Annotated in this window: 19 protein-coding genes; 11 read left to right on the top strand and 8 right to left on the bottom strand. The window is 28.7% G+C overall.

Annotated elements, in window-relative coordinates; translation table 4 throughout:
- Position 1: 1 nt before the first annotated feature.
- Genes T390_RS0100755 through secG form a run of 3 tightly spaced genes read right to left on the bottom strand, consistent with a single transcriptional unit; the run spans position 2 to position 3,208 of the window.
- Entirely contained in the window at positions 2 to 775 is a 774-nt protein-coding gene (locus T390_RS0100755) for a tRNA1(Val) (adenine(37)-N6)-methyltransferase (RefSeq protein WP_027334644.1), read from the bottom strand.
- A complete protein-coding gene (gene rnr, locus T390_RS0100750) occupies positions 768 to 2,963 on the bottom strand; it encodes a ribonuclease R (protein ID WP_027334643.1) in 2,196 nt (731 codons plus the stop codon). The genes T390_RS0100755 and rnr overlap by 8 nt, the downstream gene beginning before the upstream one ends.
- The gene (secG, locus tag T390_RS0100745) at positions 2,963 to 3,208 is read right to left on the bottom strand and encodes a preprotein translocase subunit SecG (RefSeq protein ID WP_027334642.1); all 246 of its coding nucleotides are present in this window, start codon (positions 3,206 to 3,208) and stop codon (positions 2,963 to 2,965) included. Before secG ends, rnr begins: the two co-directional genes overlap by 1 nt.
- A gap of 331 nt (positions 3,209 to 3,539) precedes the next feature.
- Between secG and gmk the strand changes: the two genes are divergently transcribed.
- From gmk to T390_RS0100705, 8 genes are all read left to right on the top strand, one after another.
- Entirely contained in the window at positions 3,540 to 4,133 is a 594-nt protein-coding gene (gmk, locus tag T390_RS0100740; protein WP_027334641.1) for a guanylate kinase, read from the top strand.
- A gap of 1 nt (position 4,134) precedes the next feature.
- A complete protein-coding gene (locus T390_RS0100735; RefSeq protein WP_027334640.1) occupies positions 4,135 to 4,917 on the top strand; it encodes a PP2C family protein-serine/threonine phosphatase in 783 nt (260 codons plus the stop codon).
- Entirely contained in the window at positions 4,911 to 5,918 is a 1,008-nt protein-coding gene (locus tag T390_RS0100730) for a serine/threonine-protein kinase (protein WP_027334639.1), read from the top strand. Before T390_RS0100735 ends, T390_RS0100730 begins: the two co-directional genes overlap by 7 nt.
- Positions 5,918 to 6,769, top strand: coding sequence for a ribosome small subunit-dependent GTPase A (rsgA, locus tag T390_RS0100725; RefSeq protein WP_027334638.1), 852 nt, complete (start codon positions 5,918 to 5,920; stop codon positions 6,767 to 6,769). Before T390_RS0100730 ends, rsgA begins: the two co-directional genes overlap by 1 nt.
- Positions 6,759 to 7,421, top strand: a complete 663-nt coding sequence (locus T390_RS0100720) for a ribulose-phosphate 3-epimerase (protein ID WP_027334637.1) — start codon at positions 6,759 to 6,761, stop codon at positions 7,419 to 7,421. The genes rsgA and T390_RS0100720 overlap by 11 nt, the downstream gene beginning before the upstream one ends.
- Positions 7,422 to 7,533: 112 nt before the next feature.
- On the top strand, positions 7,534 to 8,055 hold the full coding sequence (locus tag T390_RS0100715; protein ID WP_156930731.1) for an MAG0920 family protein: 522 nt from the start codon (positions 7,534 to 7,536) through the stop codon (positions 8,053 to 8,055).
- A 138-nt stretch (positions 8,056 to 8,193) separates the two neighbouring features.
- Entirely contained in the window at positions 8,194 to 8,913 is a 720-nt protein-coding gene (locus T390_RS0100710) for an MAG0920 family protein (RefSeq protein WP_027334635.1), read from the top strand.
- Between the two features lies 1 nt (position 8,914).
- The gene (locus T390_RS0100705) at positions 8,915 to 10,042 is read left to right on the top strand and encodes a hypothetical protein (protein WP_027334634.1); all 1,128 of its coding nucleotides are present in this window, start codon (positions 8,915 to 8,917) and stop codon (positions 10,040 to 10,042) included.
- 48 nt (positions 10,043 to 10,090) lie between these two features.
- On the opposite strand, the gene lpdA is transcribed toward T390_RS0100705, so the two are convergent.
- From lpdA to pdhA, 4 genes are read right to left on the bottom strand one after another with little or no spacing between them, the layout of a single operon-like run.
- Positions 10,091 to 12,235: a dihydrolipoyl dehydrogenase gene (gene lpdA, locus T390_RS0100700; RefSeq protein WP_036435926.1), complete on the bottom strand. Its 2,145-nt coding sequence runs from the start codon at positions 12,233 to 12,235 to the stop codon at positions 10,091 to 10,093.
- A gap of 1 nt (position 12,236) precedes the next feature.
- Positions 12,237 to 13,142 (bottom strand): 2-oxo acid dehydrogenase subunit E2, encoded by a 906-nt coding sequence (locus T390_RS0100695; RefSeq protein WP_027334632.1) that lies wholly within the window; start codon positions 13,140 to 13,142, stop codon positions 12,237 to 12,239.
- A gap of 24 nt (positions 13,143 to 13,166) precedes the next feature.
- The gene (locus T390_RS0100690; RefSeq protein WP_027334631.1) at positions 13,167 to 14,165 is read right to left on the bottom strand and encodes an alpha-ketoacid dehydrogenase subunit beta; all 999 of its coding nucleotides are present in this window, start codon (positions 14,163 to 14,165) and stop codon (positions 13,167 to 13,169) included.
- Entirely contained in the window at positions 14,165 to 15,271 is a 1,107-nt protein-coding gene (gene pdhA, locus T390_RS0100685; RefSeq protein ID WP_036435924.1) for a pyruvate dehydrogenase (acetyl-transferring) E1 component subunit alpha, read from the bottom strand. The genes T390_RS0100690 and pdhA overlap by 1 nt, the downstream gene beginning before the upstream one ends.
- Before the next feature lie 382 nt (positions 15,272 to 15,653).
- Here pdhA and rpsF point away from each other — a divergent pair, with 382 nt between their 5' ends.
- The 3 genes from rpsF to rpsR are packed head-to-tail and all read left to right on the top strand — an operon-like array spanning position 15,654 to position 16,853.
- A complete protein-coding gene (gene rpsF / locus T390_RS0100680; RefSeq protein WP_027334629.1) occupies positions 15,654 to 16,103 on the top strand; it encodes a 30S ribosomal protein S6 in 450 nt (149 codons plus the stop codon).
- 20 nt (positions 16,104 to 16,123) lie between these two features.
- Positions 16,124 to 16,546 carry a single-stranded DNA-binding protein gene (locus T390_RS03675; protein ID WP_051590831.1) on the top strand — a complete coding sequence of 141 codons (423 nt, stop codon included), beginning with the start codon at positions 16,124 to 16,126 and terminating at the stop codon, positions 16,544 to 16,546.
- A 13-nt stretch (positions 16,547 to 16,559) separates the two neighbouring features.
- Positions 16,560 to 16,853: a 30S ribosomal protein S18 gene (gene rpsR / locus T390_RS0100670; protein ID WP_027334628.1), complete on the top strand. Its 294-nt coding sequence runs from the start codon at positions 16,560 to 16,562 to the stop codon at positions 16,851 to 16,853.
- Between the two features lie 83 nt (positions 16,854 to 16,936).
- Here rpsR and T390_RS0100665 read toward each other — a convergent pair whose 3' ends face one another.
- Positions 16,937 to 17,650 (bottom strand): purine-nucleoside phosphorylase, encoded by a 714-nt coding sequence (locus T390_RS0100665; protein ID WP_027334627.1) that lies wholly within the window; start codon positions 17,648 to 17,650, stop codon positions 16,937 to 16,939.
- Positions 17,651 to 17,689: the final 39 nt, after the last annotated feature.

The following is a 17,689-nucleotide window of genomic DNA, read 5'->3' as shown; positions in this document are numbered from 1 at the left end:
ATTACTCCTTTACTTTTATAGGTTTATATAACTCTTTAATTTCTGGTAAATAATCATGATTATTAAGCTCATTTGAATTATGTAGGTATAAATTAGGCATAAAATGAACTCCTCAGCCAGCTTGATATCTGCCTTCAACAAGAACAAGTTTAGGCTTACTTTGAACTCTTGGAAGGATAAACTGAACTCTTTTGGGTTCAAATTTATACTGTCTCATCAAACAGAAACAATCAACTAATCTTTCAACAGGGATAACTAAAGTTAAATAACCTTTTTGCTCAATAATTTTTGAACAACCTTCAATTATTTGTTCTAAATTTAATTTAACTTCATGAGTTGCAATCAGCAACTCTTCAGAAATATTTTTACTAACTTTAGTTTTATCATATATATAAAATGGAGGATTACAAACTATTGAATCATATTTTGGACTTGCTTTCTTGATTTTATCTTTATAAAAATCGTTAAAATCTGCATGAATTACATTAATTTGATTTTCCTTTTTATTCAATAAAACATTCCTTTTTGCTAATTCAACTGCTTTTTCTTGAATCTCAATTGCATCAATTTTCAAATTAGGATTTCTATCAGAAATAAAAACACTTAATGCACCATTATTTGTACCAATTTCAAGCAAATTTTTAATTTTATAATTAAGAAAAACAAAATTACCTAAAAGAATTGTATCTACAGAATAATTGAACATGCTTTTATCTTGTTCAATAAATAAGTTTGTGTCAAAGCCTAAAGAATTTCTTTCAATTTTTCTAGTCATGTTTTTTCTTTACGTTATTTTTGTGTGATATTTCTTGCTTTAATTTATTTATGTAATTTAAGTAATATTTAGCAAGTACACAATCTACTTTTCCGGTAGATTCATCAGCACCAGTAATTACAACTCTAACAAATTCACCTAATTTATATTTTTCTTTAGGATTATGTTCATTAATTAACTCAGTCATTGCTTCATTGGGTTGAAAGTCACCGTTTGCTATGTTGGATAAATGAGCCATAGCAACAGTTTTATTGGCGAATTGAACAAAAATTCCAAACTTAGTGATACTAAAAATTTGTCCTTCAAATTCGCTATTAATTTTAGATTTATAATACTCTGCAAATTTTAAATCGTTTGCATCTCTTTCTAATTGAACAGCATTTTGCTCAGATGTTGATGTCATTGAAGCAATTTTTTCAAGTTGATCGCCAAAATGATTCATTTTAGAAGATGAGGTATCATTAAACACAAAATTTCATAATGCTCTATGAACAATAACGTCAGGATATCTTCTTATCGGACTGGTAAAATGACAATAACAATCACTAGCTAGTCCAAAGTGTCCAACATTATTTGGGGAATACACAGCTTTTTGCATAGTCCTTAAAAATAGCATTTTTAGAAATTCGTCTCTTTGTTGAGTATTTATTTCTTGGACTATTTTTTGGAATGAAAGGGGAGTTATATTGTTTCTGTCAATATTAACTTTAATGTTTAATAATTTTAAAACATTTAAGAAGTAATCCAATCTTTCCTCATTCGGAATTTCATGAATTCTATAAAGCATTGGAATTCTCTTTTTGGTTAGATATTTAGCAACCTCTTCGTTAGCTCTAACCATAAAGTCTTCAATCATCATTTCAGATTCGCCTGAAGGTTTCACTAAAATATCAACAACCCTTCCTTCTGAATCTAAAACAATATTTGGTTCTTCAATTTCAAAATCAATATATCCTTCTTGCATTTTGAATTTTCTAATAATAGTTGAAAGTTCAAAAGCGTTAGAAATTAATTCATTTAATTCATCAACTTCAAATAGTCTATTTTCTTTATAAAACTCATTTACACGATCATAAGTCAATCTATACTTTGATCTAATGACACTTGGACACACCTTAGCTCTTAATGTTTTTCCATTTTTATCAATTGTGCTTATGCAGCTTATTGTCAATCTATCTACATTTGGATTTAATGAACAAATTCCATTTGATAATTTAAAAGGCAACATTGGAATAACAGAATCAAGCAAATAGATACTCGTTCCTCTTTTTAAAGCTTCATCATCCAAAACAGTATTTTCTTTTACGTAATATGCAACGTCCGCTATGTGAACACCTAATTCATAGGTTCCATCGTCATTTTTCTTGATGCTTATAGCATCATCAAAATCTTTAGTATCAACTCCGTCAATAGTAACAATCAAATCTTTCCTTAAATCAAGTCTTTTTGTAAGATCTTCATTTGAAATATCATCAGGAATATTAGCATTAACATACTCATAAACTTCATCAGGAAAATCTTCAGGAACATTTCTAGATACTTCTAAAGACTTAACATACGCCATTGGATCATTAACATTAGTTATTTTTTTAATAATATTAATTCCCTTATAAGAACTCTTAAAATCAACAATTTCAGCAACAACAATATCTAAAATTCTAGCTTCCTCAATAGAATTAATAACCTTAAACTGCATTGACTTATAGAACTTTTCCATAGGTTTAAAAGTCAAATAATTATTTATATTATCAAGCACTCCAACTATTTTTGTTGTATTACGTTCGATAACTTTATCAACCATTCCAAAGGTTCTCTCATCTTTTGGATCATAATATTTATAAACACTTATTTGCACTATATCATTATTCATTGCATCTGCAAAATAAGCATTAGGGACAAAATAACTTTCTTTTTCTTCAATGACATTTTCAGAATCACAATCAACAAAAGCAAATTTGCCTTCCGAAGCAAATTTCATAGTACCTATTACTGTTTTAAGCTTTTCTAAAGCTATATACGTAGAATTTTTGCGATTATTAACTATTAGATTTTTATCAATAAAATCAATTAACAAGTCAGTTAATTGTCTATTTTGATTGTATTTAATATTCATTTTCTTTGCAATATTAACAAATGAAATATTAGGATTATTTTGGATAATTTTAAGAAGTTGTTTAGGATCGATCATTATTGTTTATTAGCTAGAACTCAAAAAGTTAATGCGAGAATCATAAGTATGATCCCTGAGCAAACCATAATTCATTTGAGTACTTTTTTGCTTCCCCTTTCTTTAGATGTTTTGAATAATTCAAGGTCTCCAGAACCAACAAGAGCACCTGAAAAACCATTAGAATCAGGAGACATCATCAATGAAGCCACTACAACAATAAAAGCAATTATTAACATAACGATTGCTAAAATTTTAAAAGTCATAACACTTCCTCCTTGGATTTTTTCAGAATTAATTAGTTAACTAGTTTATAAATAAACTATAACTATATAAACTATTAAATTATATATTACTTTTAGCATTTTTAAAACTCTTGGTTTCAAAAATGGTGGTGTACTTATTGTGAATATAAGAGCATATTTTAAATATAAAGTTATAAAATTCTAAAACTACTGTTTTATAGTTGTTTTGGTTATTTTATCTAAAATAGGTAATCTAAAGTGCATCTTTTTTATTCATAGAATAAAAAATATTTAACAACTTTCATAAAAATAAGCAGGCAAAAAGGCCATATAATATATAATAATTATTAATATGTGTGATAAATTAAGTAAAAAGCCAATCATTATTTTCGCTGGTCCTAGTGGTGTTGGAAAAGGGACTATCGAACAATTTTTATTCAACGATAAAGATCTTAAACTTAAGCTTTCTTGTTCAGCAACAACTAGAAAACCACGTATTGGCGAAATTAATGGTGTTCATTATTTCTTTATATCTAAAGATGAATTTATTCAAAAAATTCAAAACAATGAATTTCTTGAATATAGTTTTCACTTCGACAATTATTATGGAACTTTATATGAAGAAATCGACAGAATTCACTCATTAAATATGATTCCATTTTTAGAAATTGAAACTAATGGTGCAAAACAAATTTTAGAAAAAGAAGCAAGCCTAGATAACTACCGCTTAATTACTTTATTTATCCTTCCTCCCACATTAGACGATTTAAAACAAAGAATTCTAAACAGAAATTCTGAAGATGATGCATCAATCCAAAAACGCTTAGATAAAGCCATCGAAGAGATGAACGAAAAATATTTATTCAAACACCACATAATTAATGATGATGCTGACAGAGCCGCTAAAGAAATAAAAGATATTATTCTTCAAGAAATAGAGGAATAAAATGGATTACGGAAAAACTAGTGATGTTGGAAAAGTTAGACTAGAAAATCAAGATGCATTAGCAACATTTGTTAATGATGATTTTTCTTTATTAATTTTATGTGATGGTATGGGTGGTCATTATGGTGGCGGATTAGCTTCATCTATAGCAATCAATGTTTTTGATAAAGAATTTAGAAAATCACTTCCAAAATTAGATGAAAATTATAAAGTTCAAACATATATAGATTGATTTAAAAAGACAGTTTCACAAGCAAAAAAAGAAATGATTAAAATTAGCGACAAAGATGAAGCTAAGCTGGATATGGGAACCACTGTAACTGGTGCATTAATTTGCGAAAAAGCCAAATTTATAGTTATTTTTAACATCGGTGATTCAAGGACCTATATATTAACAACATATGGCGAAATTAAACAAATTACTATAGATCATAATTATTTAAACCAACTTATTTCTCAAGGGGTGCCTGAAATTGAAGCTAAAAAATTTAGAAACCAAGCTTCATTAACTAGTGCTCTGGGTCCTGATAAAAAAACTAAAATTGAAATTTTCACAATAGATTCAAAAGATTTTGACAGTATTTATGCAATAGTCTCTACTAGCGATGGGACACATGACTTTATAAATAAACCCATTTTAGAAGCAATGCTAAGAAAAAATGAAAGTGCTCAAAAACTTTCATCAGAAATTGTTAATTATGCACTAGATAATCATTCAACAGATAATGCTTCATGTGGAATTGTAATTTTGGATAATAAACCAGTCTGGAGGAAAAAATGATAAATGCCTCAAGTAAAGTTTTTAATAAATACAAAATTATAAAGTCAATCGGTTCTGGTGGTTTTTCATTAGTTTATCAAGTAGAGTTGATTAATGATCCTAGTCCAATTAAAACAAAATATGCATTAAAATATTTTAATTTAGATGAAAAAAGTGCTGACCGAGAAAGTTCATTAAACAGATTTAAACAAGAAATTCAGATTATGCAAAAAGTACATTCTGAATTTTTCCCAAAATATATTGATTCTTATTTTGGCGATGATGAACAATATCTTGTCATGGAATATGTTGAAGGCACCAATCTAAGAGATTTAATCAGAAAGAACGGCAAAATAATTCAAAAAGAAGCTGTTAATTACTTAGAACAATTATGTGATGCTGTTCATGAATTACATGCAAACAAAATTGTTCATAGAGATATAAAAAGCCATAACATAATGATTACAAAAAATAAGAATGTTAAACTTCTTGATTTTGGTTTATCATTAGCCCCTGAAAGTCAGCGTTTTACACAAACTACAAAAATAGTTGGTTCAGTTTATTACATGGCTCCTGAATTATGCAATGTTAACAATAAACCAAATGAAAAAACTGACATTTATGCCTTAGGTATACTGCTTTACGAATTATTAATTGGCCAATATCCAATTCAAGGAAACAACGCAAAAGAAACTCTAACAAAGCAAAAACATTCACCAATGCCACGTTTAACTGATTATATCGCCGCTCCTCAATCATTAGAGAATGTAATAATCAAAGCTACAGCCAAAGATCCTAATAAAAGATATCCTTCAGCTTGACATATGAAAGATGATCTAAAAACTGTTTTTGATACGAATAGAATTTACGAAAAACCCTTAAATATAAGAAAAATCAAACAAAAGAAGACAATGACTGAAATTATTAATAGTAAAGAATTTTTAATTTCTATGATAGTTTTAATCGTAGCTGTAATTGTAATTGCTTTAGTAACAATGCTTGCAATTCTAAATAAAGGAGCTTAATGGTTGGAAAAATATATTCAATAAATGCAGGAAAATACTATATTAATGATGAATCAGGAAAAATTCATATTCTTCCAGCTGCAGGCATTTTAAGATATAAAAACACAACTCCAGTTGTTGGCGACTTTGTAGAATTTGACGAAAACAAACATTTAAACTGTATTCTTGAAAGAAAGAATTCTTTAATTAGACCAAAAGTTGCTAATATTGATAACGTATTAATAGTTATGTCTATTGTAGAACCTAATTTTTCAACTTTTTTAGTTGATAAATATATGGCTTATATTGAAGCTAACAATATCGAACCAATTTTAGTTATAACCAAAAATGATATTGATGATTTTGATGCGTGTTCAAAAATAGAAAATGAATATATAAGTCTTGGTTATAGGGTTATTAGTATAAATTACAATAATAATATTTGAATTGAAAAAATTAAATCAATTTTCAAAAAACATACTAATGTTTTAATGGGTCAAAGCGGAGTTGGAAAAACAACTTTAATAAACAAAATAACAAATTCAAACTATTCTACTCAAGAAATTTCTAAAAATGCAAATCGTGGTAAGCATACCACCAGAGTAGTTCAAATTGTAAATGCTTTTGATGGCGAATTAATTGATACACCCGGTTTTTCTTCGCTCGATATTCATTTTTCAAAAAATGAAATAGCTAAATCATTTAAACAATTTAAAGAACTAGGAACTTTTTGCAAATTTAAGTCATGCTTGCATTACAATGAGCCTGAAGAATATTGCAATATTAAATTAAATGTAAAAAATAATGTTATACCATTATTTAGATATGAAAATTACCTTAAGATTTTAAAGGAGATTAAAAATGACAAATAAATATGTTACACCCTCATTATTAAACGTAGAAAAAGATGAAAGACTTTCAATGGCTAATACTTTAATTGATGAAGGTATTAAATGAATCCACTACGATGTAATGGATGGTAAATTTGTTCCAAACACAGCAATTGAATTTGAAGAAATTGAAAACATAAATCAACACGGTAAAAAACATTTAAAAGATGCTCATTTAATGGTAGAAAAACCGCTTGAATTAGTTGAAAAATACTCTAAAATAGTGGATTTCGTAACTTTCCACTTTGAAGCTGAAGACAAGAAAAAAATATTACATTTTTTAAAGAAGAACCATCATTACTATAAAATGGGTATTGCTATTAAGCCAAATACATCAGTTGAAGAAATTACTGAATTACTTCCATATGTTTCATTAGTTCTTGTTATGTCTGTTGAACCTGGTAAAGGTGGTCAAAAATTTATGCCAAATGCCGTTGATAAAATAAAAGAACTAAAACGTTTAAGAGACTTACATCAATATGAATATTTAATTCAAGTAGATGGTGGAATTAATAATGAAACTGGTCCAATATGTTTTAAAGCAGGGGCCGATGCTTGTGTTGCTGGTACATTCTTAGTTAAAAATCCAACTAAAGATACAATTGATACCATTTTGGGTAATCGTCAAAATTAATCTAAACTCTGTTTAGATTTTTTATATACTTATATAAGTAAAGGCAAAAATGAAAATTATTATACATATTTCAGTACTTTTTTTAATAATAGGAATCATATTAACTATACTTTTGAATAAATTTTTAAGAGTTAATGAATTAATTAATAAAGCAAAAGTAAGCAGGAAATATTTTTTAGATAATAAAATCAAAATTGATCAAAAGTTCTTTGACATAGTAATCAAAAAAATATTTGTTCTTCAATTAATTTCATTAATAGCAATTATTATTGGCATATCCTTAATTTTTGCATTGGTTTTTGACGCGATAGGTGAATCAAATTTATTGGGCAAAAATCGCAAAATGTTTATATCACATATAGTTATTTCTTCTGCTTCAATCTTGATCACGACAATTATTGCTATTTTTGTTTTAAATTACTTTAATAAAATCAAAAAAGGCTTGGATAAATGAATTGAAGAAAATCAAACTTTTGAGGAATTTAAAGCCGATACATTAACTAAAATAAAACAATCTCATTATTTTGAAAGATCTTGTTTGTTAGTTTTTTTGATCATGAAAACAAGAACAAGGGATATAGATTCAATAACAAAAATGTTTTGAAATGAATCAAACATAAAGACAAGAATTTAAAAAATAAGCTTTATTATTCAATTATATTAGCTTATAACACAACAACAATTAATAATCAATTTTATAGTTTCAATGATTTATATAATGAATATAAGATATTTTGCGAAAACAACAGTTATATAGCAGGAAAGGAATAAAATGAATCAATTAACATTATCAATGTTTCTATTATTTACTATTATATTAGTAATAGTTAACATTATTCTTGGTCTATTAACAGGAGAAGGCAGACATGCTATATATAAAGCTAATATTGCATCAAAATATTTTATTAAAAATAAATATGCAGTTAAGTCTTCGGTGTTTGAAATTCTAAATGATTCAATAAAGTTTTATTTTAAAGCCATATTAAGTTCAACAATTATTGCAATGGTTCTTTTTGGAGCTTCAGTTTATTTTACTTATAGTGCTTATTACGCATCACATACTGAAAATAATTTCTTTGCATACTGAATTATATTTAATGTTGTTTCTGGGGTTGAAATGATTGCTTGATTGACATATTCAATCTTAAGTAAAAAAGGTATGAAAAGAGCCATTAATTGAGAAAAACTTAATGATGAATTTGAATTTTATACACCTAATCCAGTTAAAAAAACAGGACCAGATATCTTTAAAACTGAACATACTTTTGTAGTTTATAAACCTACTAAATTGCTTTTTAAACATATTAAATGAAAATTCACCAATTCAAAACTTGTTAAGGATTTCACTGGTGTAAAAATCCCAAACCCAAACATTCTTTACTATTGAACAGTCCAAGATTATGATAATTTAAAAATTGATTATAGTCTCGATATATCATACGATCAAGTTCTCGCTCAATACGATAAATTAATTGAAATGATTAAGAAATAATATGAAAACAATTATCATTGATTTTGAAGCTGTTTCAAACCCTTTTTATAAAAAGCTTGGTATCAAAAATTTCCCTGAAAGTTATGAAAGAACCGGGCTTTTCTTATGTTATTCATTAGCTTTTAAAAAAGACTGTTCATCAAAATGACAATATCATTTTTATATTCCTACAGGAAAAAAACTAAATAATTATTTAAACCTAAAAGATTATCTTTTAGAAGATCTTTTTTTATTCATCAAATCAAAAATAAATATACAAAATTGAGATGACGTTGCAAAACAAATACAATTTTTTGGTTGAAACCCTGGACTTGAAAATGCTTTTTTTCAATCTTTTAAACAAACAAAAAAGAAAATTATCGTAAACAATATTTATGACTACACTGAATCTATTTCACTTGATAAATTATTTGAAGGTTCTAAATTTAAAAAATCATTTTTCAAAACAAAATTGAATCACGTTAAACAAAATTATCCTTATAAATTAGCAGAACTTGAAGATAAATGCGGCTTTATTGCAGCTGAATACGGTTATTTTTTACTTATAAAACAAAAAGAAAAATTATGAAAACGACCGTTTAAAAATGTTCGGGATAAATATAAAACTTTTGACTTATTGAGCATTAAAACAATTGTAGAAGAATTATCTCAATATTCAAAATTTGATTCTTTTAAAGAATCGTTTATATACGACCATATTAATCAATTTAATTTATTTCTTAAAGACCTTAAAAATATTAAAAATAAATATATAACTTTGAGAAATAATTTTATACAATTTAATAATTTTGATTGTTGAAAAACAATTAATAAAACAATTTTAAAGCTTTCGCCATTAATTCCTGGTTTAAATAATGGCGAATATTCTATGTCAGATATAAACAGCTTAATTATTAATTTTTTTGAGAACAAAAAACCCGACATCAATACATCATTCATAAAAACTTTTATCAATAAAAACCCGATCAAACTGCTTAATTTGGAAAATATTACACTTCAAAATTTTATCAATCAGTTCAATAGTTTAAATAGTAAACTTGCTGGCATACAAAATTCTAAAATTACAGAAATAAAAGAATTTATTCGTGACTTCTATAATAATTATATTGTTTGTGAACATAATTATTAATATACAGATAATAAAAAAGTAGCCTGGGCTACTTTTCATTTATCTTAATTATTTCTTGTGTTCTAATTCAAGTTTTAGAGCAGCAGATCTAGCAGCTTCTCATACAATTTCACTAAACGTTGGGTGTGGGTGAATTGTGTAAGTTAATTCCTTAACTGTTGTTTCCATTTCCATAGCTAAAGCTATTTCTGCAATATAATCAGTTGCATTCGCACCAACTATATGAGCTCCTAAAATTTGACCAAATTCTTTGTCTACAATTAATTTTACAAATCCTGTTGTTTCATTTGCAGCAATTGCTTTTCCTAAGTATGCAAATAAGTATTTAGAAGTAAAACAGTTATATCCTTGTTCTTTTGCTTCTTGTTCAGTTAAACCGATTGTTGCAATCTCTGGATTTGTGTAAATACATCCTGGAACAGGTTTATTCTTCTTATATTGAATATTATGATGTCCCAAAATATCTGCCACCGCAACCAATGCATGCTGATATGCAACGTGTGCTAATAAGTTTTGGCCAGTAACATCGCCGATAGCATAAACACCTTGTAAGTTTGTTCTCATATGTTCATCAACAACAACCGAACCTCTAGAGTCTATATTTAATCCAATTTGATCAATACTTTCAGTTGCTGGAATTCTACCAACAGCAACTAAATATAAGTCCGCTTTAATTACGTTTACTTTATCGCCTATTTTGTAGACTAATTCATCTTTTTCATTTAATTTTTCAATAGCAGTATTGTAAATAATATCTACATTTGAAGATGTTAATTTCTTAGCTAATTCTGCAGAAATATCTTTATCTAATGTAGGTAAAATTCTATCTTCTCTTTGTAAAATTGTAACTTTTGTTCCGGCTGAACTAAATAATTGTGCAAATTCAACACCAATTACGCCAGCACCCATAATAACCATTGATTTTGGAAGACATTTATCATAGTTGATCGCTTCTCTTGAAGTGATCATAATGCCTTTTTTATAGCCATTTTCAAAACCTTCAACATTTTTAAGTTTACGTGAGTGACTTCCTGTAGCAATAATTATATCTTTCCCATGGTAAACTTTACCATTAACTTTAATAACATGAGAGCCCAAGAATTCTGCGGTACCTTCTTCAATCTTACATTTGGAACTCAACATTAATGTTTTAACGCTTCCAGAAATTTGTTTTACAACTTTATCTTTTCTTGCATGCATCTTAGATCATGTGGCATCTTTATCAATTTTTAAATCTGCAAAGTTCGCTTCAATACCATAATCATTTGCATGTTTTACGTGCTCAAGCACATCAACTGATTTAAGCATTGCTTTAGTAGGGATACAACCTATATTAAGACATACACCACCTCAGAATTCTTTTTCAATGATTAATGTTTTAAGACCTGATTTTCCAGTTTCTTCAGCAGCTAAATAACCACCGGGACCAGAACCAACTACAATAACATCAAACTCTTCATCAATTTTTGCATTACTTTGTTTACCTAATTCAATATTTTGAGCAGGTTGTACAACTGACGAAACTTCCTGTTTTGTAGGAGTAGAAGAATTAAAACTAATATCAATTAACTCGCTTGAATTTGGAGCATCCCCAACCAAACATTTCTCTTCTTCTTTTGGTTCTTCTTTAGTTGGAGCTTGTTCAGAACCACCTAAAACTTCAAAAGTAAAGATTTCTTGACCTACGTGAATAGTTTCACCTTGTTTGAAATTGATTTGTTTAATCACGCCAGAAACCGGACTAGGAATATCAGAAGCTACCTTATCAGTTTCTACACTGAATAATGAATCACCTTCGTTAACCGTTTGTCCTACTGATACATAAATATCACCAACAACACCTTCATGTAGTCCTTCACCAATATCAGCAAATTTGAATACATATTCTGACTTAGAACCTTGCGAAACAGCTGTTTTTGGCTCTTCGACAGTAGTTTTAGCTGGAACATCATCACCCGAATTATCATCGATAGCAAAGATTTCTTGACCTACGTGGATTGTGTCTCCTTTAGCAAACATAATTTGCTTAATCACACCTGAAACAGGACTAGGAATATCAGAAGCTACCTTATCAGTTTCTACACTAAATAATGAATCACCTTCGCTAACAGTTTGACCTACTGTAACATAAATATCACCAACAACACCTTCATGTAGTCCTTCACCTATGTCAGCAAATTTGAATTTATACATATTAATACACTCCTAATAATTCAGGATTTTCTAATAATTCTTTAACTTTTGAAGCAAATTTACCAATTTCAGCTCCATCAATTCATCTATGGTCAGCAGCCACAGTTAAATACATAATTTTACCTGGTACAACTTGTCCGTTTTTGATAACTGCTTCATCCACAATTGCACCAATTCCACCAATAGCAAGCTCTGGATAATTAATAACCGGTACTCCTCATAATGAACCTACAGAACCATAATTTGTCAATGTAAATCCAGCTCCTTTAATATCTGATGGTTTTAGTGTTTTGTTTCTAGCGGCTGCAGCTAATCTAGAAACTTCTTTAGCAATATCAATAACACTTAATTTATCAGCGTTATTAACTGTAGCGGTCATTAAACCAGCTTCAGTATCTATAGCTATACCAATGTTTATAGCTCCTGGATAATCTAAAGTTTGTTTTGTTTCATTATATTTGGCAACAAATTTTGGGAATGAACGAAGAACGATTGCACTTGCTTTGATTATATAAGGTAAGAATGTAACTTTCACATTTTCATTTTTAAGGACAATGTCTTTAATTTGATTTCTTGCATTTCATAAATTAGACATATCAATTCTATGTACTAAATTTGTGTAAGCAACATTGTCTCAAGAATTTACCATTGCTTTTGCAATAGCTTTTCTAATTGGACTAATTGGTTCACTTGAAGCTGTTAAAGTATTCGAAACAGCAGGAGCAATGCTTGACGAAACCGGCTCTGAAACAGACACTTTAGGCGAAGCAACAGCAGGTTGTGCTTTAAAGTTTTTAATATCATCCATTAAGATTCTGCCATCTATTCCTGTTCCTACTACTTGTGAAATATCAATTCCCATTTTTGCAGCTAGAGCTCTAGCAATGGGTGTAGATTTTATACTCATAATATCTCCTTTTAAAATATTTTATTAATATTTAAAGTTAATTACTTCATTAATCTTTTCAATAATTTTCTTATCATCAATACAGTGGAACATTTCACCCTTTGCAAGCGGAACAGTAATATCATAACCTGTACAACGAGTCATCGGAGCTCTTAAATATTCGAATGCTTTTTCGTTAACTCTTGCCATAATTTCTGCAGAAACAGAAAATGATTTTACAGCTTCATGAACAACTAATAATCTACCTGTTTTCTTAACACTTTCAATAATAGTTTTTGTGTCAAGTGGTTTAATAGTTCTTAAATCAATTAATTCGATTGATACGCCACTATTTGCCGATTCATACTGTTTTATAGCATTAATACTATCAAATACTTGTGCTCCATATGTAACTAATGTTAAATCTTTACCTTCTTTAATCACATTAGCTTTACCAATTTCAACAGTATAAGCTTCAGCAGGAATTTCTTGTTTACCAGCACGATAAATTTTCTTGTTTTCTAAGAAAATTACTGGGTCCGGATCATTAATAGCAGCTAATAATAAACCTTTTGCATCATATGGGAATGCAGGCATAACAACTTTAACTCCTGGAACATGTGCATAAATAGCTTCAATAGCTTCTGAGTGGTGTTCCATAGCTTTAATTCCACCGCCCATTGGCATTCTTATAACCATAGGCACTCCAAATCTTCCTCTTGATCTATTTCTTCAACGAGCAGCATGTGTAAAAATTTGTTGCATTGCAGGATATGAGAAACCTTGGAATTGAATTTCAGCAACAGGTCTTAAACCAGCAATAGAAGCACCAATTGCAGCTCCAGCTATAGCCGCTTCACTAATTGGTGTATCTCAAGATCTAGAAACCCCATATTTCTTTTGAAGGTTTTCAGTAGCACGGAAAACACCACCTTCAACACCAGCATCTTGTCCGTATGAAACAACTCTAGGATCATTAGCCATCGCAATATCTAAAGCATTGTTAATCGCTTGAATATTATTAACAGTAATTTTTTCAGACATTATTTGCCTCCTTTAATTTTGTTTCAATATGCTATAGCTTCTGCTCTTTGTTCAAGTAAATCATCGTCAAGTTTTTCGTATGTATAATCAAAAATATCTTCTAATTTTGAATTAATATTTTTTAGTGATTCTTCATAAGTCACCTTAACTTGTTTCAATGCATCTTCTCAAATAGTTTTAATTTGAGCATCATCAATAATTTTTTTACTCTTTAAATAGTTTTCAATTCTATGCATTGGTTCTCATTTTTCGGCTTCTTTTTCTTCTTCAGTAGTTCTATAAAGTTTAGGGTTATCACTTGTTGTGTGAGGGCCTTGTCTTCAGGTTACAAATTCAACAATAACAGGCTTACTTTCATTTCTTGCATACGAAATAGCCTCATTTATAGCTTCATACGATGCAAGAAGGTCGTTACCATCAACTCTAATTCCTGCACAACCAAAAGCATGAGCTTTAGCGGCTAATGTTTTACTTACTGTTTCAGCACTATTTGGCGTAGAAATTGCTCATTGGTTGTTATTTATACAGAATACCGCAGGTCAGCCTTGTACAGTAGCCATGTTTACGCCTTCAGAAAACTCACCTTCTGTAGTTCCACCATTTCCAATAAAACAAACTGCCACCGCACCTGTTTTAAGCTCTTTTTGGGCATAAGCTACGCCAGCACATTGGCTTATTTGAGTACCGATAACAATATTTGCAGGAAGCACATTTAAATCAGCAGGAATATGATTTCCTCATTCTTGACCGTTTCAATATGAAATTAAATTAAGCATTGGTACACCCAATCTAAGCATTAAAGCATTCGATCTAAAAGCAGGTAAAAATCAGTCTTTTTTCTGCATTGCCATACCAGTGGCGATTTGTAACGCTTCTTCACCGATGTTAGGTGGGAATGTTAGCATTCTACCCTGTCTTTGTAGTTGTAACATATATGTATCTTGTTGTCTTGAAAGCACCATTCATTTATATGCATCAAGTAGCTCTTCGTTTGTCAGTGATGACTTATTTTTAGTATCTATTAATTTTCCATCGATATCTAAGAATCTGATTATTTCATCAGGATTATCCATAATTTTATCGACATTGACGTATTTATATTTCATAATACTCCTTGTAGGTTCATTAAGTAGATATAAGATTATAATCTTAACTACATTTATAATTTTATTCTTATATAAATAGGGTTTATGCTTTTGAATAAATTGCATATAAAAAGTGGAATTTTTTGCACACATTACATAAAATAATATTTTTAGTAAAAAATTTTTAAATTTCAAAAAAGTAATTTTTTTATTTTAAGGTTAAAATAAGTAAAGTCTAAAAATACTATAAAACAGTCTAATAAGTTAAATAGCTAAATTATTAAATATTAGTATTTAGCTAATTAAAAAACTCATTTTATACTATAATATACAATGAGTATTTAAAATAGATATATCTAATACTCCTTGACCAAATAAGGTCCTGATGTCCATAAGGAGAAAAATGAACAAATACGAAATTATGTTAGTTGTTGATCCAGCTATCGATAGCGTTATGGCTACAGAATTAGTTGAATCAGTATTTGGTAAGAAAAACATTGTTAAAGCTGACAAACTTGAACAAACTACATTAGCTTACCCAATTAACAAATCTACAAAAGCACAATATATGCTTTACTTATTAAATGCTGAAAGATCAGTAATTTCAGAATTTATTCGTAAAAGCAACATTACTAAATTCATTTGAAGACATTTAGTAATTAACTTAGACACAGAAAAAGGTTACGAAAAAAGCAAAAAGCCTCGTAAAAATGTTATTTCTAAAGAAGCAAAAGTTGCTAAATCTGCAAACACCAAAAAAATAGTTGAAACAATCAATAAGATTTCAAAATCAAAAACTGAAAAACCTGCTCAAAAAGTTTCAAAAAATTCTGAAGCTAAAGATGCTGAATAATTTTTATCAAGAGTCTGTAAATGAATAAAGTATTACTTGTTGGAAGATTAACTGCAGATCCAAAATTGTTTTCATCTCAAAATGGCAATCAATTTACGCAATTTTCAATTGCAGTCAACAATAGAACTTCAAAAGATAGTAATAATGTTGATTTTATACAATTAATTGCTTGGGATAATATTGCTAAATTTGTCGTAGACTACTTATCTAAAGGTGCATTAATATCAATTGAAGCTAAGTTATCTACAATAACTCGTCAACAAAATGGCAAAAATTTAAGAAACATTATGGTAACTGCAACATCTATTCAAGTTTTGGAATCAAAAAGCAAAATTCAACAAAGACAAGAAATTACAAACTCAGTTTCATCAGAAGAAAAAAACCTACAAAACAGCGATAATGGTCAAAACTATTACACTGATTGAGTAGAAATAGATGATTAATAAAGGAGATAAAATGGCAAATTTTAAATTAAAGAAAAATAGAAACTTCAAGCGTAGATGTGATCTTTGCGATCTTCATATTGATTATGTAGACTATAAAAATGTAGAATTTATCAACAAATTTATAACAGGTACAGGCCAAATTAAACCTCACTCAGCAACCGGAACATGTGCAAAACACCAAAGAAAAGTTGCAAATGCAATCAAAAGAGCTCGTTTTATTGCTTTAATCCCTTATATGAAAGACCGTGTTCGTGTTTTAGTAAGTGCTTCTAAAAAAGAAACAGTTAAAAAAGAAGAAAAATAATTTCTTCCTTTCTTATAAATATAAATTCACCATTTTGGTGAATTTTTTAATATAAAAATGTCTCATTAAAACGAGTCAAATAATTAAGCAAGTTCTTTTAGGCTATTTAAAGCAATTTCAAACATTAATGAAAATTCTAATAATCTTTCATCACTTGTCATAGAGTCGCCAGTAATTAAATTTTCAGAAACACTTAATAAAGCCCCAGCTTGTTTTTTGCATCTTTTTGCAGTAGAAAATAGTGAAAAACATTCATTATCGACAGTTTGACATTTTGTAATTTTAATCGTGTCTTCAAGTGGCCTTAAACTATAAAAAACATCAGTAGAGTGACAGTCAATTTCTTTTAATGAAATATTCATTTTTTCTGCAGAATGTTTTAAAGCATTTAAAACTTTAACACTAGGATATTCATCATGTGATAATTCGCCAGTCATTAATTCAACAAAACCTAAACCATCAGCATATGCTCTTTTAACTAAAACCGGCTGTTTTATAGATAAATCAGCAACATAAGAACCAGTTGAACCTACTCTAATAATTGTTTCAACATCGTAGAAAGTATAAAGCTCATAAGCATAAATACCCATAGATGCAGAACCCATTCCACTAGCTCCTATTGTTACAGGTATTCCATTGAATGTCCCAGTATAAAAATAAACATTTCTCACTGATGAAACTAACTTCGGATCTTTTAAAAATTTTTCAGCCATATATTTGGCTCTCAAAGGATCTCCAGGCATTAAAACTATTTTAGCAATTTCGCCTTTTTGGCAGCTAATATGTGGTGTTGGCATATTTTTTCCTCCTAAAAACAATATTTAAAATTATATTAC

The sequence above is a fragment of the Mycoplasmopsis felifaucium ATCC 43428 genome (assembly GCF_000687775.1).
GTDB lineage: Bacteria > Bacillota_I > Bacilli_A > Mycoplasmatales > Metamycoplasmataceae > Mycoplasmopsis > Mycoplasmopsis felifaucium.
The sequence above is the reverse complement of the archived record's forward strand: the minus strand, read 5'-3'. Positions and strand labels throughout refer to the sequence as shown.